The sequence below is a fragment of the Bradyrhizobium sp. LeoA1Lang genome, assembly GCF_055413685.1.
The window spans coordinates 1-19,406 of the sequence record NZ_JBVAPG010000149.1 but is presented as its reverse complement, the minus strand read 5'-3'; the positions used below and the strand labels follow the sequence as shown (position 1 = coordinate 19,406).

Annotated in this window: 23 protein-coding genes; 16 read left to right on the top strand and 7 right to left on the bottom strand. The window is 63.6% G+C overall.

What is annotated here, in order from left to right; translation table 11 throughout:
• Positions 1 to 119 precede the first annotated feature (119 nt).
• From ACZYOF_RS34105 to ACZYOF_RS34065, 9 genes are all read left to right on the top strand, one after another.
• Entirely contained in the window at positions 120 to 890 is a 771-nt protein-coding gene (locus ACZYOF_RS34105) for an N-acetylmuramoyl-L-alanine amidase family protein (protein WP_463718516.1), read from the top strand.
• Positions 891 to 1,032: 142 nt separating this feature from the next.
• Complete coding sequence (locus tag ACZYOF_RS34100) at positions 1,033 to 1,272, top strand: hypothetical protein (protein WP_130584336.1); 240 nt, start codon at positions 1,033 to 1,035, stop codon at positions 1,270 to 1,272.
• Between the two features lie 11 nt (positions 1,273 to 1,283).
• A complete protein-coding gene (locus ACZYOF_RS34095) occupies positions 1,284 to 1,484 on the top strand; it encodes a hypothetical protein (protein ID WP_463718515.1) in 201 nt (66 codons plus the stop codon).
• A gap of 173 nt (positions 1,485 to 1,657) precedes the next feature.
• Positions 1,658 to 4,642, top strand: a complete 2,985-nt coding sequence (gene uvrB, locus ACZYOF_RS34090; RefSeq protein ID WP_463718514.1) for an excinuclease ABC subunit UvrB — start codon at positions 1,658 to 1,660, stop codon at positions 4,640 to 4,642.
• 989 nt (positions 4,643 to 5,631) lie between these two features.
• Complete coding sequence (locus ACZYOF_RS34085; protein ID WP_463718513.1) at positions 5,632 to 5,898, top strand: hypothetical protein; 267 nt, start codon at positions 5,632 to 5,634, stop codon at positions 5,896 to 5,898.
• Positions 5,899 to 6,094: 196 nt separating this feature from the next.
• A complete protein-coding gene (locus ACZYOF_RS34080) occupies positions 6,095 to 6,535 on the top strand; it encodes a nuclear transport factor 2 family protein (RefSeq protein ID WP_463718512.1) in 441 nt (146 codons plus the stop codon).
• 315 nt (positions 6,536 to 6,850) lie between these two features.
• Positions 6,851 to 7,789: a hypothetical protein gene (locus tag ACZYOF_RS34075; protein WP_463718511.1), complete on the top strand. Its 939-nt coding sequence runs from the start codon at positions 6,851 to 6,853 to the stop codon at positions 7,787 to 7,789.
• A 150-nt stretch (positions 7,790 to 7,939) separates the two neighbouring features.
• Positions 7,940 to 8,359, top strand: a complete 420-nt coding sequence (locus ACZYOF_RS34070; RefSeq protein ID WP_130583352.1) for a hypothetical protein — start codon at positions 7,940 to 7,942, stop codon at positions 8,357 to 8,359.
• A 244-nt stretch (positions 8,360 to 8,603) separates the two neighbouring features.
• Positions 8,604 to 8,741 (top strand): hypothetical protein, encoded by a 138-nt coding sequence (locus tag ACZYOF_RS34065; RefSeq protein WP_165435628.1) that lies wholly within the window; start codon positions 8,604 to 8,606, stop codon positions 8,739 to 8,741.
• A 53-nt stretch (positions 8,742 to 8,794) separates the two neighbouring features.
• Here the strand turns inward: ACZYOF_RS34065 and ACZYOF_RS34060 are convergent, their stop codons facing one another.
• The 3 genes from ACZYOF_RS34060 to ACZYOF_RS34050 form a co-directional block, all read right to left on the bottom strand.
• Positions 8,795 to 8,938 carry a hypothetical protein gene (locus ACZYOF_RS34060; RefSeq protein WP_027581132.1) on the bottom strand — a complete coding sequence of 48 codons (144 nt, stop codon included), beginning with the start codon at positions 8,936 to 8,938 and terminating at the stop codon, positions 8,795 to 8,797.
• Positions 8,939 to 9,076: 138 nt separating this feature from the next.
• A complete protein-coding gene (locus tag ACZYOF_RS34055) occupies positions 9,077 to 9,556 on the bottom strand; it encodes a MaoC family dehydratase (protein WP_463718510.1) in 480 nt (159 codons plus the stop codon).
• A gap of 5 nt (positions 9,557 to 9,561) precedes the next feature.
• The gene (locus tag ACZYOF_RS34050; protein WP_394569271.1) at positions 9,562 to 10,023 is read right to left on the bottom strand and encodes a MaoC family dehydratase; all 462 of its coding nucleotides are present in this window, start codon (positions 10,021 to 10,023) and stop codon (positions 9,562 to 9,564) included.
• A 208-nt stretch (positions 10,024 to 10,231) separates the two neighbouring features.
• On the opposite strand from ACZYOF_RS34050, the gene ACZYOF_RS34045 reads away from it, so the two are divergent.
• On the top strand, positions 10,232 to 10,525 hold the full coding sequence (locus tag ACZYOF_RS34045; protein WP_027581135.1) for a DUF4282 domain-containing protein: 294 nt from the start codon (positions 10,232 to 10,234) through the stop codon (positions 10,523 to 10,525).
• Positions 10,526 to 10,669: 144 nt separating this feature from the next.
• Here ACZYOF_RS34045 and ychF read toward each other — a convergent pair whose 3' ends face one another.
• The 4 genes from ychF to ACZYOF_RS34025 form a co-directional block, all read right to left on the bottom strand.
• The gene (ychF, locus tag ACZYOF_RS34040) at positions 10,670 to 11,767 is read right to left on the bottom strand and encodes a redox-regulated ATPase YchF (RefSeq protein ID WP_463718509.1); all 1,098 of its coding nucleotides are present in this window, start codon (positions 11,765 to 11,767) and stop codon (positions 10,670 to 10,672) included.
• A 69-nt stretch (positions 11,768 to 11,836) separates the two neighbouring features.
• Entirely contained in the window at positions 11,837 to 12,442 is a 606-nt protein-coding gene (gene pth / locus ACZYOF_RS34035) for an aminoacyl-tRNA hydrolase (RefSeq protein WP_130583357.1), read from the bottom strand.
• A 27-nt stretch (positions 12,443 to 12,469) separates the two neighbouring features.
• Positions 12,470 to 13,180 (bottom strand): 50S ribosomal protein L25/general stress protein Ctc, encoded by a 711-nt coding sequence (locus ACZYOF_RS34030; RefSeq protein ID WP_463718508.1) that lies wholly within the window; start codon positions 13,178 to 13,180, stop codon positions 12,470 to 12,472.
• Between the two features lie 253 nt (positions 13,181 to 13,433).
• Positions 13,434 to 13,685 (bottom strand): accessory factor UbiK family protein, encoded by a 252-nt coding sequence (locus ACZYOF_RS34025; RefSeq protein ID WP_463718507.1) that lies wholly within the window; start codon positions 13,683 to 13,685, stop codon positions 13,434 to 13,436.
• A gap of 162 nt (positions 13,686 to 13,847) precedes the next feature.
• On the opposite strand from ACZYOF_RS34025, the gene ACZYOF_RS34020 reads away from it, so the two are divergent.
• The 6 genes from ACZYOF_RS34020 (at position 13,848) to ACZYOF_RS33995 (ending at position 19,186) form a co-directional block, all read left to right on the top strand.
• Positions 13,848 to 14,582 (top strand): dienelactone hydrolase family protein, encoded by a 735-nt coding sequence (locus ACZYOF_RS34020; protein ID WP_130583257.1) that lies wholly within the window; start codon positions 13,848 to 13,850, stop codon positions 14,580 to 14,582.
• 11 nt (positions 14,583 to 14,593) lie between these two features.
• Positions 14,594 to 15,436 (top strand): prolipoprotein diacylglyceryl transferase, encoded by an 843-nt coding sequence (lgt, locus tag ACZYOF_RS34015; RefSeq protein WP_130583258.1) that lies wholly within the window; start codon positions 14,594 to 14,596, stop codon positions 15,434 to 15,436.
• An 8-nt stretch (positions 15,437 to 15,444) separates the two neighbouring features.
• Positions 15,445 to 16,566, top strand: a complete 1,122-nt coding sequence (locus ACZYOF_RS34010) for a class I SAM-dependent methyltransferase (protein WP_130583259.1) — start codon at positions 15,445 to 15,447, stop codon at positions 16,564 to 16,566.
• Positions 16,563 to 17,330, top strand: a complete 768-nt coding sequence (gene pgeF, locus ACZYOF_RS34005) for a peptidoglycan editing factor PgeF (RefSeq protein ID WP_130583260.1) — start codon at positions 16,563 to 16,565, stop codon at positions 17,328 to 17,330. The genes ACZYOF_RS34010 and pgeF overlap by 4 nt, the downstream gene beginning before the upstream one ends.
• Before the next feature lie 123 nt (positions 17,331 to 17,453).
• A complete protein-coding gene (locus tag ACZYOF_RS34000) occupies positions 17,454 to 18,065 on the top strand; it encodes a hypothetical protein (RefSeq protein WP_130583261.1) in 612 nt (203 codons plus the stop codon).
• Between the two features lie 167 nt (positions 18,066 to 18,232).
• Positions 18,233 to 19,186, top strand: coding sequence for a ribose-phosphate pyrophosphokinase (locus ACZYOF_RS33995; protein ID WP_165421479.1), 954 nt, complete (start codon positions 18,233 to 18,235; stop codon positions 19,184 to 19,186).
• Positions 19,187 to 19,406 lie beyond the last annotated feature (220 nt).

Below are 19,406 nucleotides of genomic sequence, written 5' to 3'. Positions count from 1 at the left end.
GCCATCAGACTCGCTCGAAAGCGAATCCAACCCGCACACATCATCGCATGGTCACTTTGGCGTAGAGCTCACCAGGCCGCCGCCCAGCGCGCGCACTTCAAAACAAAAAGACAACTGTAATGCTAGTTCCGGAAGCGCAAGACCTCCTGAACTCGGTCGGCGGAGAAATCCCTCTGGCTATCGAACGAAGCTTGGCGGAGTCGGCAACGGACCTTGGAGCGATCGTCATTGATCCGGGGCACGGTGGCACCATCAATTTACCTGGCAGTTCCGCCAATAACGCCATCAGCAAGAGCGGCGTGAAAGAAAAGAAACTGACTCTGGATTTCTGCCTGACTCTTCGCGAGGAGTTGCTTCGCCAAGCAGCAAGCGCGGGCGAGACCATCAAGGTCGTGCTCACGAGGACCACCGATGTCAACGTTTCCGGCCGCGATCGCGCCAGGATGGCGTTTACCAACCGCGCCAAGCTTTTCCTCTGCCTTCACTTCAACGGACTGGGGAACCCGTCCGTCCGAGGCACCGAGACGTTTTTTCGTGCCGCAGAGAACACCAATTTGAACCTGGAAGACGATGTCGCCTTCGCCACGGACGTGCACACTGCATTGTTCGGCGCTTTCAGATCCCTCGACGCGCGCGCAAAGGACCGCGGGATCAAGCCCGATACCCAATCTGGTCCCGGATCGCTGGGGGTGATGAATGACCATGCCCTCGGTAACGACCAGGTGCCGGCGAACAAGATGTGCCGGAGCGCCTATATCGAAGCCGAATTCATAACCAATGCGGCGGTTGATACGCTCATCGTTTCCGGTCCAGAAGCAGTTCCAAACCGAACGAAGCTGATGGCTGCCGTGGCGCAGGCGATACGCAATCACATGCGCGCCATACCTTGAGGAAGTGAGCTCGCTACCTCACCTTCCGCGCCGGTCAGCGCGCCTGTGACGAAAGATTCTTGCGCAGTGTGATCCAGTTCACAAAGTTCACCGCCAGGGGCGTGCTTTGGTCCCAGCGGGAAAAAACCTGGGATTCGCAGGCATGATTTACGGCGCCTTTGAGATCAACTCATTTGAGGCAGGGAAGGGGCTATGGCACGCCAGGATTCAACGAGCCGATCGCGAGCCGGTCGTCATCGATGGCATCTTGTTTCCGACACTCGAGCTCGGCTTTGCGTGGTCCGATCCGGATGCGGCGATCGCCCACGCGAAAGCGCAGATCGACCGCTACGGCCGGCGCTATGGGGTGACCTCAACCGGGCCGTCGCCGACTTCGCGATAGTCGGCACCGCCGTGGTCGCGCCGCGCTGCGAAGCCGAGCCGGCGCCGTCACTTCCGCCCGCGCGGCCGTTCCTGAACAATTGCCCGGAATGCAAGGCCGAGCTCGCCCTGCTCCGCATCATTCCCGGCCGGGCCGAATACTGGGCGATGCGCTGCACCGGCTGCGGCGGGATTCATCTCAACATCGTCGAGAACACCTCGCCCGCCTGCTGACAGGTGACGATGTCGCGGCTCGTCTCACCTCTCCCGCTTGCGGGAGAGGGAGAAGCGGCACCTCGGCAACTTCGCCGCGGAGCAGTTCCGCAGCTACTGACATCTGCTGACAGAGCGGGCCCACAGCCACGTTTGCCCTTTCATGGCGGCGGTTTCAGTCCCATATTCGCGCCATGGCGAAGAAACCTGACACTCCCAAAAAGCCCGGCAAATCCCCCAGATCCAAAGCACACCGGCCCGACGTTCTCCCGATCGCGCCGGCGCTCGCCGAACTCTTGAACCCCGCCATCAACCGCGGCGAAAGCGGCATCGGCTCGTCCACGGGCCTGCAGCCGCCGCCGGACAATTCCCGCGACCGCCGCGCCGGCGGCGAAGCCGCGGCGCACCGCGCGCGCGCCTCGACGCCGAAGGAATTTCCGAGTGATCGCTCGGTCGTAGTTTCCCCTCCCCCGCTTGCGGGGCGCGACGAGCAAAGCTCGCGCGGTGAGGGTCAGGGAGAGGGTGTCTCCGCACGGCATGGCTTCGACGAAGCGCCGCAGGCCAATTACGGCACCGCGGCGACCGTGCCGACGCTCGATCCGGAACTGGCGCGGCAGCTCGGCCTACCGACCGCGGAGGACGATGACGAGGCGCTGGCCCGCCCGCCGCGCAACAAGATGGAGGCGCTCGGGGTCAAGGCAACCGCCGAGGCGCTCGAGAACCTGATCCGCGAGGGCCGTCCCGAGTTCCGGAAAGACGACGGCTCGATGCGGGTGTGGACCCCGCACCGCCCGCCGCGCCCGGAAAAGTCCGAGGGCGGCGTCCGCTTCGAGCTCAAGTCCGACTATCAGCCGAGGGGCGACCAGCCGACCGCGATCGCCGAACTGGTCGAGGGCATCAACCGTAACGACCGCACCCAGGTGCTGCTCGGCGTCACCGGCTCGGGCAAGACCTACACCATGGCCCAGGTGATCGATGCCACCCAGCGCCCCGCCCTGATCCTGGCGCCGAACAAGACGCTGGCCGCGCAGCTCTATGGCGAGTTCAAGAATTTCTTTCCGGACAACGCCGTCGAATATTTCGTCTCCTATTACGACTACTACCAGCCCGAGGCCTATGTGCCGCGGACCGACACCTATATCGAGAAGGATTCTTCGATCAACGAGCAGATCGACCGCATGCGCCACGCCGCGACGCGCGCGCTGCTCGAGCGCGACGACGTCATCATCGTCGCCTCGGTCTCCTGCATCTACGGTATCGGCTCGGTCGAGACCTATACCGCGATGACGTTTGCGCTGAAGAAGGGCGAGCGCATCGACCAGCGGCAATTGATCGCCGACCTCGTCGCGCTGCAGTACAAGCGCACCTCGGCCGACTTTACCCGCGGCACCTTCCGCGTGCGTGGCGACGTCATCGACATCTTCCCAGCGCACTATGAGGACCGCGCCTGGCGCGTGAACCTGTTCGGCGACACCGTCGAGAACATCGAGGAGTTCGACCCGCTCACCGGCCACAAGCAGGACGAGCTCGAATTCATCAAGATCTACGCCAACTCACACTATGTGACGCCGCGGCCGACGCTGGTGCAGGCGATCAAGTCGATCAAATCAGAACTAAAGATGCGCCTCGACCAGCTCAACGACCAGGGCCGGCTGCTGGAGGCGCAACGGCTGGAGCAGCGCACCACCTTCGATCTCGAGATGATGGAGGCGACCGGGAGCTGCGCCGGCATCGAGAACTATTCGCGCTATCTCACCGGGCGCCGCCCCGGCGAGCCGCCGCCGACGCTGTTCGAATATGTGCCGGACAACGCGCTGGTGTTCGCCGACGAGAGCCACGTCTCCATCCCGCAGATCGGCGGTATGTTCCGCGGCGACTTCCGCCGCAAGGCGACGCTCGCCGAATACGGCTTCCGCCTGCCCTCCTGCATGGACAACCGTCCGCTGCGGTTCGAGGAATGGGACATGATGCGGCCGCAGACGGTCGCGGTCTCGGCCACGCCCAGCGGCTGGGAGCTCAACGAGAGCGGCGGCGTGTTCGTCGAGCAGGTGATCCGCCCGACCGGACTTATTGATCCTCCCGTAGACATTCGCCCCGCCCGCACCCAGGTCGACGACCTCGTCGGCGAGGTCCGCGCAACGGCGGCGGCAGGCTATCGCTCACTGATCACCGTTTTGACAAAACGGATGGCGGAGGACCTTACCGAGTATCTGCACGAGCAAGGCATCCGTGTCCGCTACATGCATTCGGACATCGATACCATCGAGCGCATCGAGATCATCCGCGATCTTCGCCTCGGCGCGTTCGACGCGCTCGTCGGCATCAACCTGCTCCGCGAGGGTCTCGACATTCCCGAATGCGCGCTGGTCGCGATCCTCGATGCGGATAAGGAAGGCTTCCTGCGCAGCGAGACGTCGCTGATCCAGACCATCGGCCGCGCCGCGCGCAACGTCGACGGCAAGGTGATCCTCTATGCCGACAGCATGACCGGCTCGATGGAGCGCGCGATCGCCGAGACCAACCGCCGCCGCGAAAAGCAGATGGAATACAACGCCGCCAACGGCATCACGCCGGAGAGCGTGAAGAAGTCGATCGGCGACATCCTCAACTCCGTCTACGAGCGCGACCATGTGCTGGTCGAGGTCGGCGGCCACGACATGACCGACGACGTCATCTCCATTGGCCACAATTTCGAGGCCGTGCTCGCCGATCTCGAAACAAGGATGCGCGAAGCCGCCGCCGACCTGAACTTCGAGGAAGCCGCGCGCCTGCGCGACGAGGTCAAACGCCTGCGCGCCACCGAACTGGCCGTCGTCGACGATCCCACCGTCAAGCAGCGCACCGTGCAGGGCAAGGCCGGCGCCTATGCCGGCACGAGGAAATACGGCGACGCAGCCAACCTGCCGGTAAGCGCGATGAAGAAGAAGAGCGTGACGTCGGCGATCAAGGCCAGCGGCAGCTCCGGAACAAAAGTCCACAAGCCCCATCTCGACGAGATGCACGGCCCGGAGTCCCTGCCCTACCGCCCGAACCCTGGTGCGAAGCCAGCAAAACCGTTCGGCGGCGAAAGCAGGATCATCCAGCCGACCGACTCGCGGCAATCCGGCCCCGAGTTCGGCCCCGCCCCGCGATCGAGCGGCGGCACGCCGGGGCGACGGGGCGGGTGGAAGAAACGGTGACAATACCCGTCGTCATTGCGAGCGAAGCGAAGCAATCCATGCCTCCAGCTGTGGCGTTATGGATTGCTTCGCTCCGCTCGCAATGACGATGTGGATGCTTTGGGTGCGACATAACAACCCGACGGGCAAATCAGCAAAAGTCTGTCCAGCCCTCACACGAAAAACATTCCGCTTTCGCCGTCGGGCAAATCAGTGATTTAACTCCGCGCGTCTCACCCGAATGAGGGGCGGCTCGCGATCGTCACGAACGTTGCGGTGAGATGCGGTGGACGCGATGCGTGCGACTGACGAGCGCATGTAACGCGGACGGCGAAGTCGTGTGGTTCTGGCGCCCCGACGCTGGCGCTAAGTTTTTCGCGCGAAAGCGCGAGAGGCGACGGTGGCAAGAAAGCCCGGTCACCGGGGAGAGCACGAAATAAGCCGTAACACCATCGCGCAGGGAAAGCCGGAATGCTTCGGTTGAACCTGTGGTCCTACCCCCGTGCTTTTTGTTGCACGGGGCCCATGGGTGCAACCGGCACCCGGCTTTCCCTGCGCCCTCTGATTTCAAGGAGGGTGAAACGAGACGCAAAGCTCGGGCATTTCATGTCGCGAGAATGCGGACCCACATCGTCTCACCAAACTCCATCGTCATGCCCCGCGAAGGCGGAGCATCCAGTAACCCGTGGCGTCTGAGCGTAAGCACTACCGCCTGTGGAATACTGGATCGTCCGGTCAAGCTGGACGATGACAGCGGAGCGCTGTTTGACATTCGAATCAGAGCCTCTCCGCCGTCATTGCGAGGAGCGCAAGCGACGAAGCAATCCACGTCTCCGCGAGCGGCGAGATGGATTGCTTCGCTTCGCTCGCAATGACGGTCTCCGTCCCGTAGCCTGTCCACCAAGCACGGAACAACACCTTCCCGTTAATTCCCCGCGAGGTTGAACCTCGCCGGCGTTCGCGTGACCAACTACCCGGGATGCTGCGGACGACGGGGCTGACAGGACATCATGAAAATCGCGTTGCTGGCGATCTTAGGTCTGGCATTCGGGGCGCTGGGCGGCGCCGCGCTTGGCATCAGTGCCGGGCTTGGCTGGATCGGAATCTTCAAAACCTCGAATTTTGAAGGCGATAGCGGCGCGCTGGTGTTCTTGACCTTCATGCCGCTGGGCGCTGTGATCGGCGGCATTGGCGGCGCGCTGCTGTTCGCCGTGCTCGCGATCCGCGACGCCGAGGTCGCAATCGAGCACGAGCATGTAGCCCGTCGCGACCGCTGAAGGGCCGCGATCGGCGGATTCAGGCAAAATCCCGCAAAAAAGTCTGCATTTGTGCAATGCAAAAATAACAATTGCGTTCTGGCACGGCCGCTCTATTTGAGAACGTGAAATTTGAAGTGCAGCAATCTGGCGCGGCGTCGGTGCGGACGCCCATCTGCCGTTGCTGATTTGCAATCCAGATTCGGGAAGACGATGAATGACAGAGCATAGTCTCTGGCGTTTTTCGCGCGCGTTTCACCGCGCGATCAACGAACGCCAATTCGCCGATATTGCCGCCCTGCTCGATGAGGACGTCGAATGGGCGATCTATGGACCGATCGACCTGTTTTCCTTCTTCGGTGCACGTCGCGGCAGGCCCGCCGCGCTCGAGGTGATCAGGCAGATGGCCGAGAACTTCCGCGTCCGCCGCTTCGAGCGCGAGTCCATCATGCTCGGAGTCGATTCCGCGGCATCGATGATGCGCTATTCGCTGACCGCGCAGGAGTCGGGCAAGCCGATCGCGGTGCGGATCGCGCATTTCGCGCAATTCCGCAGCGGCCTGCTGACCCGCTTGCGCGTCCTGGTCGACAGCTTCGACCTGGTCGAGCAGACCGTCGGCTATCCGATCCACCTGCCGCGGATCGCAGTGGCGCAATAGAGCGTTTTCGAGCGAAGCATGCCCTCGGACTTGATCCGAGGGTGGACACCGGTTCGCGTGAAGAAAACGCGTCTTGTGCGTTATCCATTCCAGTTTCGTCGTACCCGGGCGCTTCCCGGGTATCCAAATGCCTTCCTTCGCCAGCCCCGGGGAGGCGTGGATGGCCGGGACACTAGCTGAACGCTTTTTCACGCTCTTGTGCCCGGCCATGACGATCCGATCCGTGCTACATGCTGTCGCGCCGACCACAACGTCGTCGTCACAAATTTGCGCTACGGTGTACGTATTATTCTGCCTGGAATGCGGGCTGCGGGAATGACTTTCAAACGACGATCTGGCTGGGCGTGGTTGCCGGTACTGGCTGCGGGCATCGGCATCGCGATGGTGCTGCCGGCGGCGGCGCAGACCTCTCCGCAAATCTCCGCTCAAATTTCCCCTTGGAGCGGTATCCACGATGCGACGCCGGCCGCCGAGGAGGCCGAGCCCGAGGCAAATGACGCCGACGCGATGAAGGACGTCGACGTGGACAAGCTCGACTGGAGCCTGCTCAGCGCCGATGCCTCGCCTTCCGACACCGTGCTGACGCCGAAGAAGGCCGCAGCGCCGAAGAAGGCGGATGGCAATGATGCCGCATGGTCGTCGAACAACAACGCGAACGGCACGTCCGCGGTCTCGGTCAAGCAGTCGATCTCGCCGTTCTGGGACACGCGGATCGGCGCCGACATGACGGTGGCGCGCCAGGGCACGCTGACCAATTCCGAGTTGCTGTCGGAACGGCTCGCCAATGGCGGCAGCCTGCCGCAATCCTCCGGCACCGCCTGGGCCGCGATCACCGCGCCGGGCGTTGCGTCGATCTGGGACAAGACCTCGGTCGAGGCCCGCGTCGACCCCGGGAGCGACCAAACCCGGTTCGGGACCTCGATCAGCAAGTCGGTGCCGCTCGCCGACCAGTATTCGCTGACGCTGCAGAACGGCTACAACCTGATCCAGCAGGGCATGGTGCCGGTGCCCGGCATCGTCAGTCATCCCTCGCGGAGCTACGAGGCCGATCAATCGGCCAGGCTGAGCATCAATAACAGCGGAACCAGCTTCATCGCCGGCCAGACGCTGACGACCGGCGACGACAAATGGCTGCACCGGATCGGCGCCGAGCAGAAGCTGTTCGGCGGCGTCACCATCTCCGGCTCGATCGGGGAAAGCGCGCAAGGGCCGGCCAACAAGAGCCTGACGGCCGGGTTCAAGCGAAGCTGGTGAGGCCGGCCGCGGTCGTAATCCCTTAACGAATGATCGAACCATTGCCGCAACTTGGCCTAGATGCGGCCAAAATCGGGCGCCCATAGTTACCGTTCACATCGTGCGGTGGGGGACTTCCGCTCGCGTCATTGCGTAACAGAGGAATAGCCGATGAACGCTACCAATCGTTCCGAGCAAGTTGAACAAGAAGCAGAGACGGAAATCGACAACAACCTCGCCGCCGTCTCGGACGTCGAGGCTGGCATCCGCGACTTCGTGCGCAACGATATCGCCTATCTGCGCCGGTCGCCGCAGGCAAGCACGGAACCACTCGAGCCGAACACCGAGGCCACCGTGAACAATGTCAACTCGCTGATCCAGCGCGTCGCCGGCACGTCGCTCGCGGAGATCGAGAAGTTGATCTCCGAGCTCGAAAGCCTGCGCGACCTCCTGCATGCCGAAGGCCAGCGCGTCCAGCGCGAGATCTCGGGCTACGCCCAGCTCAGCCAGGCCGCGATGAAGTCGACTCGCATGATCGCCGACAACGTCACGCAGTGGAAACGCGCCGCCGACGGGCTGCGCAACAGCTAGTCTCGGCGATTGCTACAAGACGTTCACGACCGCCGCATCGCCCGTGCGGAGGATGCGGCGGTTTCTATTTGACTAAAATGATTTGAAAGATAAAAGCGCAGCACGCGACCGAGCATGATGGGGAAAAGATCATGCTCAAACTCGGAGCGTGAAGATTTCTTGACTTGCGCGTGATCGTTTCGATGCGGATCACGCCGTTACGGATGCCGCTTTGGCACGCCGTTTCTTGGGGAAAACAGCACTGATGCAAAGCGTTCGGCCCGACAACACCGATCCCATCCCGCTGCGGCAATCGCCGCACAGTGTCGGCACCATCATGCTCCGCTTCGTCGGATTGCTGATCGCGGCGACCGTGGTGATGGTGTTGATCTGGAGCCGCTGACGCCTTCGCAACGGCCCGATGGCTAGGCTGCTATGGTTAGCAGAAGCTGAAGATCAGCGCCGGACGGTCGCGCTGCTCTCGAGCGTGAAGGCGCCGTCGGCATAGCCCTTCACCACCATGCCGGTGGTCAGCATCACCGCAACCGTGACGGTCGCGAAAATTGCGCCCAGAACTTTCAGTCCGACACGATCTGCCATAGTCGTCCCCACGGTGCTTACCCTGGGTCTGATATGGCCGGCAGAAAGTTCAAAATGGGTTAGCAAATAGATCGTATCCGGAATTCGTCGAATACGGTTAAAGAGCCCGACGGTTCCCGTAACCACCCAAGCCGCGTTTCAGCCCGCCTTCCGGCGCGGAACGAAGGCGGTGGCGAGGAACGAGAACACGAGCTCGCCGTGCTGGTTGGTGCCGGTGTTGCGGCCCTGCAGGATGCCCCATTCGGGACGCTTCTCGGAGGTGCGCTTGGTCTCGACCACATTGGCGTAGCTGATGGTGTCGCCGGCCAGCACCGGTTTGAGCCAGCGCAGCTCGCGAAAGCCGGGTGAAGGTCCCCACACCGCGACCTCTTCCCCGCGCGCGGCCGTCTCCTGCGCCAGACGCTTGCCGTCGGCAACCAGGAGCTTCATGCAGACGGAGGCGATGTGCCAGCCCGACGCTGCCAGTCCGCCGAACCGCGACTTGCGTCCTTCCTCCTCGTCGAGATGAAAGCGCTGCGGATCGAACTGCGCCGCGAAGCGCTTGATGTCCTCGGCGGTGAAGGTGAACGAGCCGAGCTCGCGCCGCGCGCCGATATCGATATCCTCAAAGAAGCGCATCGATGCTACCCCGCCACCGCTTCGGCTCGCCGGCCGATGATGATCGGCGACTCCATCTCGCACAACACCACGCCGGCCGCGTTGCGGACCGTGCACTTGAAGGTCACGATGCCGGTCGAAGGCCGGCTGCGCGAAACCCGCGCCTCGACCACATCGACATCCAGCGTCAAATCGTCGCCGGGGCGCAGCGGCGACAGCCAGCGCATCTCATTGACGCCGGGCGAGCCGAACGACGCCGTGCGGCAGATAAAGCCGTCGGCCAGCATCCGCATCGTGAGCGAGCCGAGATGCCAGCCCGAGCCGGACAGGCCCTTGAGCATCGATCGTTTCGCCGCCTCTTCGTCGAGATGCATCGGCTGCGGATCGAACTCGGCGGCAAAGGCCAGGATCTCCTCGCGCGTGACGTGGCGCGGGCCGAAGGTGCCGAAATGGCCTATCTTGAAGTCTTCGAACGTGAGTGTGGTCATGCTGGGGATTTCAGGAGACAGGGGCCTGATTGTGGCCGTTATTTGCGGCAATCTCAACCCGCCCGCCCGCATGGCTTGCTTTTAAGGGGGATCACCATAGCGGGGGAGCACCGTCCTTGCGTACCGCTCCCCGACTTGCCCGGACACAGGTTCGGAGCTAGCCCTGCTTCGGCGCGACTCAAGATCGATTGGCCGGGAGAATCCACCGATGTTCGATTTTCAAGACCTGTTTCAGTGGGACCGCTTCATCACCCCCACGATCATCAAGACGTTCTACTGGCTGGTCATCGGCGTGATCGTGCTGTTCGGCATTTACGGAATCCTCTGGAGCCTGGCCGCAATGGCGATCAGCCCATTCGGCGGCTTCATCCTGCTGCTCGCCTCGCTCACCAGCATCGTGGTCGGCATCGTGCTCTCGCGCATCGCCGCCGAATTCATCCTGATCGTGTTCCGCATCAACGAGCATCTCGGCGCGATCCGCGACCAGGGCGGAATGCGGTAGGAATTTCCACCGTCATTGCGAGCCACCGGGTCGGCGCAAAGCGCCGCCCGATGACAGGCTGCGCGAAGCAATCCATATCTCCGCTTGCGGAGAGGTGGATTGCTTCGGCGCTGCGCTCCTCGCAACGACAGCGAAAGGTGGTGATTACGTATTAAACCTGAAATGCATCACGTCGCCGTCGGCGACGACGTAGTCCTTGCCTTCCAGACGCAGCTTGCCGGCATCGCGGGCGCCGGCTTCGCCGCCGAGCGCGACGTAGTCGTCATAGGCGATGGTCTCGGCGCGGATGAAGCCCTTCTCGAAATCGGTATGGATCACGCCGGCCGCCTGTGGTGCCTTGGTGCCGCGGTCGATGGTCCAGGCGCGCGCCTCCTTTGGACCCACCGTGAAATAGGTGATGAGATGGAGCAGCTCGTAGCCGGCGCGGATCAGGCGATCCAGGCCGGCTTCCTCAAGCCCGAGCGTGTCCAGGAACTCGGCGCGCTCCTCGCGTGACAGCGTCGCGATCTCGGATTCGATCTTGGCGGAGATCACGACGGCAACCGCGCCCTCCTTCTTCGCGTGCTCGAACACCTGCTTCGAGAAGCTGTTGCCATCCTTCGCCGAGCTCTCCTCGACATTGCAGACATAGAGCACCGGCTTGGAACTCAGAAGCCCGAGCATGCGGAAGGCGCGCTCCTCTTCCGGCTTGCGTTCGAGCGCACGCGCGGGCCGCCCCTCACGCAACAGCACCAGCGCGCGGTTGACGAGATCGAGCTGTTCCTTGGCGTCCTTGTCGTTGCCCTTGGCCTTCTTGGTGAGATTGTCGACGCGCTTCTCGAGGCTGTCGAGATCGGCGAGCATCAATTCGGTTTCGATGGTCTCGATGTCAGCCAGCGGCGCGATCTTGCCCTCGACATGCGTGATGTCGGAATCCTCGAAGCAGCGCACCACATGCGCGATCGCATCGACCTCACGGATGTTGGCGAGGAACTGGTTGCCGAGCCCTTCGCCCTTGGAGGCGCCGCGGACCAGGCCGGCGATATCGACGAAGGTCAGCCGGGTCGGAATGATCTGCGCCGACTTTGCCACAGCCGCGAGCTTGTCGAGCCGCGGGTCGGGGACGGCGACCTCGCCGACATTCGGCTCGATGGTGCAGAACGGATAGTTGGCCGCTTGTGCCGCCGCCGTCTCCGTCAGCGCATTGAACAGCGTCGACTTGCCGACATTGGGCAACCCGACGATCCCGCATTTGAATCCCATCGTACTTTCCGATCTCCCGCGCGAATGTGCAGCGGCTGAATTGACTGAGGTCGCCCTCGATGACGAGCGTTACTTTCCGCCCTCTTCCTTGCTGTCGAAAAAGCCCTTCGCCTGCAGCGTCAGATGCACCTTGTTCTGGAACGACGAATCCTGTCCCGCCGCCAGCAGGCCGGCATTGTCGGCGACCGCTTCGCAGAGCGCCTCGACCCATGGCCGGTCGCTCTTGGCGAAATCCGACAGCACGTGACTGTGCACGAGTTCCTTGATCCCGGGATGACCGATCCCGAGCCGGACGCGACGATAGTCGTTGCCGATATGCGCGGAGATCGAGCGCAAGCCGTTATGCCCGGCAATGCCGCCGCCGACCTTGACGCGCACCTTCGCCGCCGGAAGCTCGAGCTCGTCCTGGAACACGGTGATGTCGCCGGCCGGAAGCTTGAAGAAATTCTGCGCTTCCTGCACCGCGCGCCCGGACTCGTTCATGTAGGTGGTCGGCTTCAGCAGCACCACCTTCTCACGGCCGAGCAGGCCTTCGGATGTCTCGCCCTGAAAGCGGCGGCGCCATGGTGCGAAACCATGACGCCGCGCAATCTCATCGACGGCCATGAATCCGATGTTGTGCCGGTTATCAGCGTATTTCGCGCCGGGATTACCGAGGCCAACAAAGAGTCGCATGACGCGGCATCCCGCGCTGGCGCGCTATCACTTCTTCTTGTCGCCACCGGCCGGTGCCTTGGCACCCGCCGCTGGAGCCGCAGCACCCGCTGCCGGAGCAGCCGCACCTGTCGCCGGAGCGGCAGCGCCTGCCGCCGGGGCCGCACCTGCCGCCGCCTTCTGCTCCTCGGCGTAGCCGGACGGCGGCACGATGGTCACCAGCGTGGCGTCCTCGCGCGACAGCGCCTTCACGCCCTTCGGCAGCTTGATGTCGGACAGATGCAGCGAGTAGCTGATTTCCAGTGCGCCGACATCGGCGTCGATGTACTGCGGAATGTTCTCGACCGAGCATTCGAGGTCGATCGTGTGGGTGACGATGTTGACGGTTCCGCCGCGCTTCACGCCGGGCGCCGTTTCCGCGTTGATGACATGCAGCGGCACGCTGACGCGGATGGTCGCGCCTTCGCCGAGCCGCATGAAGTCGACATGAAGCGGGAAGTCCTTCACCGGGTCGAGGTGATAGTCGCGCGGAATCACGCGGTGCTTCTTGCCGTCGAGATCGATGTCGAACAGCGTCGTCAGGAACCGGCCTGCGAGGATGCGCTGGCGCAGCTCGCGGTCGTCGACCGAGATGGTCAGCGGGGGCTTGTTGTCACCATAGATCACTCCGGGAACTTTCCCGGCGCGACGCTCAGCCCGGGCGGCCCCCTTGCCGCTCTTCGGACGTGCGGTCGCCTTCAATTCCTTGACGGTCGCCATCAGTCTAAGTCCTTGTTTTGCAAAAAGTTAAAGGCCGCATCGCGGCCCCGTTTCGCGCACCGCAGCAAGCCTCCAGGGGTGCGGGGGCTGCGGACGTGGCGGGCTTTTAGCCCCAAAGGGCCGAAATGACAAGGAAAATGGGCGGCCTCGAAGGGCGGCCCGTAGCCCGGGTGGAGCGCAGCGCAATCCGGGAAAACTCACCGCGGGGACAACGGTCCCGGGTTGCGCTGCGCTCCACCCGGGCTACGTGAGATCAGGTCCCTCCGAGCTTGGCCTCCAGCGCTGCGATCCGCGCCTTCAGCGCCTCGTTCTCCTCGCGCGCCAGGCGGGCCATGTCCTTCACCGCCTCGAACTCCTCGCGCCGGACGACATCGAGGTCGCGCAGGACGCGTTCGGCCTGGTTGCGCATGACCGAGTCGACTTCGCGCTTGACGCCCTGGGCGGCGCCGGCGGCATCGTTCATGAGGCGGCCGATCTCGTCAAAAAAGTTCGTGGTCTGGGTCATCTGGCTCTCCGCACTCCCTAAGGCGATCAAGACAATGGCAATCAAAGGCGCGTGGTTCAAGGCCGCAAATGACCCATGATGCCGCTTGCCTTGTCATGCTCCGGTTTCCTTGCAATCGTACTCAACGCTTAGGAATAGAGAATCGCTAACCGAGAAATGCCCATGATCGACCAGCAGATCGATATTCCGACCAAAGACGGCAAGATCACCACTTTCATCACCCATCCCGAGCGCGGCGGCCCGTTTCCGGTGATCATCTTCTACATGGATGCGCCGGCGATCCGCGAAGAGCTGCGCGACATGGCGCGCCGGCTCGGTACGTCCGGCTACTATGTGATGCTGCCGAACCTCTATTACCGCGCCGGCGTCATGGAGCTCGGGCCGATCAATCCCGACCCGGAATCGCCCGAACGCAAGCGCATGTTCGAATTGATGCAGTCGATCAACATTCCCGTGGTGATGGAAGACACCAAGGCCCTGCTCGCCTATGCAGAGGGCGAGGCCGCCGCGAATACGCGCATCGTCGGCACCGTCGGCTATTGCATGAGCGGGCGCTATGCGATCAACGCGGCGACGCATTTCCCCGATCGCGTGAAAGCCGCCGCCTCGGTCTACGGCACGCATCTGGCGACCGATCAGCCCGACAGTCCGCATCTGGCGGCCGAGAAGACCAAGGCCGAGCTCTATTTCGCCTGCGCCGAGACCGACATCTACGCGCCGATGGAGACCATCGAAAAAGTGCAGGCCGGCATGAAGGGATCGAGCAACGAGGTCGAGATCTATCCCGCCACCCATCACGGTTTTGCCTTCCCGAAGCGCCCGGTCTATCACCGCGACGCCGCCGAGCGGCACTGGGAGCGCCTGCTGGCGCTCTATCGCCGCAATCTGTCTGCATAGCCTGAGGCGCGATGCCCTTCCTCTTGATCGATTTCCCCGTGTTCGACCCGATCGCCATCTCGATCGGACCGATCGCGATCCGCTGGTACGCGCTCGCTTACATCTGCGGCATCGTGATCGGCTGGATCTACGCGCGGCAGATGATCAAGAACGAGAAATTGTGGGGCGGCCCCGCGCCGATCACGCTCACCCAGATGGACGACTTCATCCTCTGGGTCACGCTCGGCATCATCGTCGGCGGCCGCACCGGCTACGTGCTGTTCTACAACCTGCCGTTCTTCATTCAGCACCCCGCCGAGATCTTCGAACTGTGGAAGGGCGGCATGTCGTTCCATGGCGGCTTCCTCGGCTGCGTCGTCGCAGTGATGTGGTTTGCGCGCCGGAACAGCGTCCCGATCCTGTCGCTCGGCGACATGACCACTGCGGTCGCGCCAATCGGTTTGTTCCTCGGCCGGCTCGCCAATTTCATCAACAGCGAATTGTGGGGCCGGCCCGCCGATCCGAGCCTGCCCTGGGCGATGGTGTTTCCCACTGGGGGCCCGGTGCCCCGGCATCCGAGCCAGCTCTATGAAGCCGGGCTCGAGGGCATCCTCCTGTTCACGATCCTGGCGGTGATGATCCGGATGGGCGCCTTGAAGCGGCCCGGCCTCGTGCTCGGCAGCTTCATCTTGATCTACGGCATCGCCCGCATCATCGGCGAACACTTCCGCGAGCCCGATCCGCAGCTCGGCTTCCTGTGGGGCGGGTTAACCATGGGAATGCTGTTGTCGGTGCCGATGGTCATTGTCGGCATTATCATGGTTGTGATGGCTTGGCGCCGCAGGGCGCCACAGCCGCTACCGAGTTCGATTTAAGGCTGGATGTGACCGAAGTTTCGCCGCTGCTGTCCGAGATCAGGAAGCTGATCAAATCATCCGGCCCGATGCCGGTCTGGCGCTACATGGAATTGTGCCTGATGCATCCGGAGCACGGCTATTACGTGTCGCGCGACCCGCTGGGCCGCGAGGGCGATTTCACCACCGCGCCCGAGGTCAGCCAGATGTTTGGCGAGCTGCTGGGCCTGTGGTCGGCGTCGATCTGGCGCGCGATCGGTTCGCCGGAATTGCTGCGGCTGGTCGAGATTGGCCCCGGCCGCGGCACCATGATGGCGGACGCGCTGCGGGCGCTGCGGGTGCTGCCGCCGCTCTATCAGTCGCTCAGCGTCCATCTGGTCGAGATCAATCCGGTGCTGCGCGAGAAGCAGCGCGCAACCTTGGGCAATGTCCGCGACATCACCTGGCACGAGAGCATCGACGACGTGCCCGAGGGCCCGGCGGTGATCCTCGCCAACGAATATTTCGACGTACTGCCGATCCACCAGGTGGTGAGGCGCGAGATCGGCTGGCACGAGCGCGTGATCCAGCTCGACAGCAATGGCAAGCTCGCCTTCGGCACCGCGCCCGAGCCGATGCCGCGCTTCGACGTGCTGCTGCCGCCGCTGGTGCGCGCGGCTCCTTTAGGTGCGGTGTTCGAATGGCGGCCCGACACCGAGATCATGAAGCTCGCCCGCCGCGTGCGCGACCAGGACGGCGCGGCGCTGATCATCGACTATGGCCACATGCGCAGCGACGCCGGCGATACCTTCCAGGCCATCGCCCGCCACAGCTTCTCCGATCCGCTGAAGGACCCAGGCCAGGCCGATGTCACCGCCCATGTGGATTTCCAGGCGCTGGCACGCGCCGCCGAAGACGTCGGCGCACGCGTCCACGGCCCGGTGACGCAGGGTGAATTCCTAAAGCGGCTCGGCATCGAGGCGCGGGCCGCGGGATTGATGGCGAAGGCCACGCCCGAAATCGCGGACGAGATCGCCGGCGCACTGAAACGATTGACCGACAGCGGCCGCGGCGGCATGGGCTCGATGTTCAAGGCAATGGCGATCTCCCACCCGGAGCTCACCTCGATCGCGGGCCTGAGCGATCATCCAAACGACGCGGAACGTTCATGACCCTGGCCTCCCCGCTGCTCTCAGCCATTCCCGGCCTCCGCCATGCCTTTTTCTCGCGCGAAGGCGGCGTATCCGAGGGCATTTACGCCGGCCTCAATGGCGGCATCGGCTCCAATGACGCTGCCGATAATGTCGCGGAAAACCGCCGGCGCATGGCGGAGCGCTTGGGGGTCGGACCCGACCGCCTGCTGACGCTCTATCAGGTGCATTCCCCCGATGTCGTGGTCGCCACCACGCCGTGGGCGAGCGATGCGCGGCCGAAAGCCGACGCCATCGTCACCCGCACCGAGAACCTTGCGATCGGCGTTACCGCGGCCGATTGCGGGCCGATCCTGTTCGTCGATCCCAATGCGCGCGTGATCGGCGCGGCGCATGCCGGCTGGAAGGGCGCGCTGACTGGCGTGCTGGAATCGACCGTCGAGGCGATGGAAAGGCTCGGCGCCGACCGCAGCGGCATCGTCGCCGCGATCGGGCCTTTGATCCGCCAACACTCCTATGAAGTGGGGCCCGAATTCGTCGCGCGATTTCTGGAGGCTGACGCGGACAACGCCCTCTTCTTCCTGCCCGGCGAACGCGAAGGACACGCGATGTTCGACCTCGGCGGTTACATCCGGATGCGGCTGGAGAATGCCGGTATCCTGATGATCGACGACATCGGTATCGACACCTATTCCGACGAACGCTTCTATAGCTACCGCCGCTCGGTGCATCGGAAAGAGGGCGATTATGGCCGCCACGTTCACGCCATCGCCCTGGAAAAATAACCGCTTCCGGCGGAAGTACTTAAAGTTCAAAGAAAATTTCGATCAGCGCCTGGAATCTATCGAACCGGCGCCGGGGCCTCGCCGCCCTAGACCTTAACGTATTTTAACGATATCGGGGTGATGATGAGCGACACCATCGTCACCCTTTCCCGAATTGCGCGCGCCGCGTTGGCCGCAACGTTGCTGATTGCGGCTTGCGCGCTCGGCGGCTGCGCCAATGGCGGCGCGGCGAGCAATGCCTATGCGATGGCCGGGAGCGGCGGCAATGGATCGACAATCGCGTTCGAATCGATCGACGGCCCGCCGCCGCAGGTGTTCGACCGCATGGTGGGTGTGCTGGACAGCGAATCCAAACTCCGCGACCTGGCGATCGTCTCGCGCGAAGGCGCGGCCGCCTACCGCGTGCGCGGCTATCTCTCGGCGCAAGTCGTGCGCGGCAAGACCGTCATCGCCTGGGTCTGGGACGTCTATGATGCCAACCAGCAGCGCGCCCTGCGACTCTCCGGCGAAGAACCAGCCGGCAAGTCCGGCCGTGACGCCTGGGCTGCCGCCGACGACCTGGTCCTGCGCAAGATCGCACAAGCCGGCTTGAGCGGCCTCAGCACCATGATCAATGGCGGCCCGACCGATGCGCCTGCGCCGGCCTCCACGCCCAGCCGGCAGGGACCCGCGGTCGCGAGCGCGCCCGCACCGGAAGAATCCGGGGTCGTGGCGCTCGGCTACAGCGCTAACTAAACGTTCGGGATAGTCAAAAAGCTGTCATTTTTTGGCCGGGATAACGGGTGTGACGGGTTGCCGCTGCCCCCCTCGCCTGATATCTCGTCGCGCATCGAAACCCGCCGGTTCTGTAGGTACTTGAGATGTTGGACATGGTATCGAGCAAACCTCGGGGAGAAGCGTCCATGTCGGCCAAGAACGGCGCGATCAAGCTGGTAGCTGGCAATTCCAATCCCGTGCTGGCACAAGAGATCGCCGACGGGCTCGGGATGTCCCTGACCAAGGCGGTGGTCCGGCGCTTCGCCGATATGGAGATCTTCGTCGAGATCCAGGAAAACGTCCGCGGCTCCGATGTGTTCATCCTGCAGTCGACCTCGTTCCCGGCCAACGACCACCTGATGGAACTCCTGATCATCACCGACGCGCTGCGCCGGGCTTCCGCCCGCCGCATCACGGCGGTCGTGCCCTATTTCGGCTATGCGCGGCAGGATCGTAAGTCAGGCTCGCGTACCCCGATCTCGGCGAAGCTGGTCGCCAACCTGATCACCCATGCCGGCGCCGACCGGGTGATGACGCTCGACCTGCATGCCGGCCAGATCCAGGGCTTCTTCGACATCCCGACCGACAATCTCTACGCTTCGCCGGTGATGGTGCGCGATATCCGCGAGCGCTTCGCGCTGAGCAATGTGATGGTGGTGTCGCCCGACGTCGGCGGCGTGGTCCGTGCGCGCGGCCTCGCCAAGCGCATCAACACGCCGCTGGCCATCATCGACAAGCGCCGTGAGCGGCCGGGCGAGTCCGAAGTGATGAACGTGATCGGCGATGTCGCCGGCTACACCTGCATCCTCGTCGACGACATCGTGGATTCCGGCGGCACGCTGGTGAATGCGGCCGACGCCCTGATCGCCAACGGCGCCAAGGAAGTGTTCGCCTATATCACCCATGGCGTCTTGTCCGGCGGCGCCGCGGCCCGCATTGCCTCGTCCAAGCTGAAAGAGCTCGTCATCACCGACTCGATCCTGCCGACCGAGGCGGTGAGGAATTCCGCCAACATCCGCACCCTCTCGATCGCCGGCCTGATCTCCGAGGCCATCGCCCGCACCGCTGCGGAAGAGTCGGTGTCGAGCCTGTTCGACTGACGCTCTTCATCTTGTAGGGTGGGCAAAGGCGCTCGCGCCGTGCCCACCATCAACATTCCGCTCGTAATGGTGGGCACGCTTCGCTTTGCCCACCCCTTCTGTAACGGGCCTGGATCAGTCAATCCCTTTTGCGTCATCCGCTCGCCGGGGTCTCGCTTCTGTACGGGGTCGGCGCAAGGCCGCCACCTGATGGGGTTGGAGAGGATCGGCCGGCCAATCT

What these genes read in the sequence shown, in the direction of transcription:
- ACZYOF_RS34025 (WP_463718507.1), bottom strand. Translation starts at nt 13,685, where the DNA reads ATGACCCAGACCACGAACTTTTTTGACGAGATCGGCCGCCTCATGAAC.
- ACZYOF_RS34060 (WP_027581132.1), bottom strand. Translation starts at nt 8,938, where the DNA reads ATGGCAGATCGTGTCGGACTGAAAGTTCTGGGCGCAATTTTCGCGACC.
- ACZYOF_RS34050 (WP_394569271.1), bottom strand. Translation starts at nt 10,023, where the DNA reads ATGACCACACTCACGTTCGAAGACTTCAAGATAGGCCATTTCGGCACC.
- pgeF (WP_130583260.1), top strand. Translation starts at nt 16,563, where the DNA reads ATGACCCTGGCCTCCCCGCTGCTCTCAGCCATTCCCGGCCTCCGCCAT.
- ACZYOF_RS34080 (WP_463718512.1), top strand. Translation starts at nt 6,095, where the DNA reads ATGACAGAGCATAGTCTCTGGCGTTTTTCGCGCGCGTTTCACCGCGCG.
- ACZYOF_RS34065 (WP_165435628.1), top strand. Translation starts at nt 8,604, where the DNA reads ATGCAAAGCGTTCGGCCCGACAACACCGATCCCATCCCGCTGCGGCAA.
- lgt (WP_130583258.1), top strand. Translation starts at nt 14,594, where the DNA reads ATGCCCTTCCTCTTGATCGATTTCCCCGTGTTCGACCCGATCGCCATC.
- ACZYOF_RS34070 (WP_130583352.1), top strand. Translation starts at nt 7,940, where the DNA reads ATGAACGCTACCAATCGTTCCGAGCAAGTTGAACAAGAAGCAGAGACG.
- ACZYOF_RS34075 (WP_463718511.1), top strand. Translation starts at nt 6,851, where the DNA reads ATGACTTTCAAACGACGATCTGGCTGGGCGTGGTTGCCGGTACTGGCT.
- ACZYOF_RS34000 (WP_130583261.1), top strand. Translation starts at nt 17,454, where the DNA reads ATGAGCGACACCATCGTCACCCTTTCCCGAATTGCGCGCGCCGCGTTG.
- ACZYOF_RS34055 (WP_463718510.1), bottom strand. Translation starts at nt 9,556, where the DNA reads ATGCGCTTCTTTGAGGATATCGATATCGGCGCGCGGCGCGAGCTCGGC.
- ACZYOF_RS34020 (WP_130583257.1), top strand. Translation starts at nt 13,848, where the DNA reads ATGATCGACCAGCAGATCGATATTCCGACCAAAGACGGCAAGATCACC.
- ACZYOF_RS34105 (WP_463718516.1), top strand. Translation starts at nt 120, where the DNA reads ATGCTAGTTCCGGAAGCGCAAGACCTCCTGAACTCGGTCGGCGGAGAA.
- pth (WP_130583357.1), bottom strand. Translation starts at nt 12,442, where the DNA reads ATGCGACTCTTTGTTGGCCTCGGTAATCCCGGCGCGAAATACGCTGAT.
- ACZYOF_RS34030 (WP_463718508.1), bottom strand. Translation starts at nt 13,180, where the DNA reads ATGGCGACCGTCAAGGAATTGAAGGCGACCGCACGTCCGAAGAGCGGC.
- ychF (WP_463718509.1), bottom strand. Translation starts at nt 11,767, where the DNA reads ATGGGATTCAAATGCGGGATCGTCGGGTTGCCCAATGTCGGCAAGTCG.
- ACZYOF_RS34085 (WP_463718513.1), top strand. Translation starts at nt 5,632, where the DNA reads ATGAAAATCGCGTTGCTGGCGATCTTAGGTCTGGCATTCGGGGCGCTG.
- ACZYOF_RS33995 (WP_165421479.1), top strand. Translation starts at nt 18,233, where the DNA reads ATGTCGGCCAAGAACGGCGCGATCAAGCTGGTAGCTGGCAATTCCAAT.
- ACZYOF_RS34100 (WP_130584336.1), top strand. Translation starts at nt 1,033, where the DNA reads ATGATTTACGGCGCCTTTGAGATCAACTCATTTGAGGCAGGGAAGGGG.
- ACZYOF_RS34045 (WP_027581135.1), top strand. Translation starts at nt 10,232, where the DNA reads ATGTTCGATTTTCAAGACCTGTTTCAGTGGGACCGCTTCATCACCCCC.
- uvrB (WP_463718514.1), top strand. Translation starts at nt 1,658, where the DNA reads ATGGCGAAGAAACCTGACACTCCCAAAAAGCCCGGCAAATCCCCCAGA.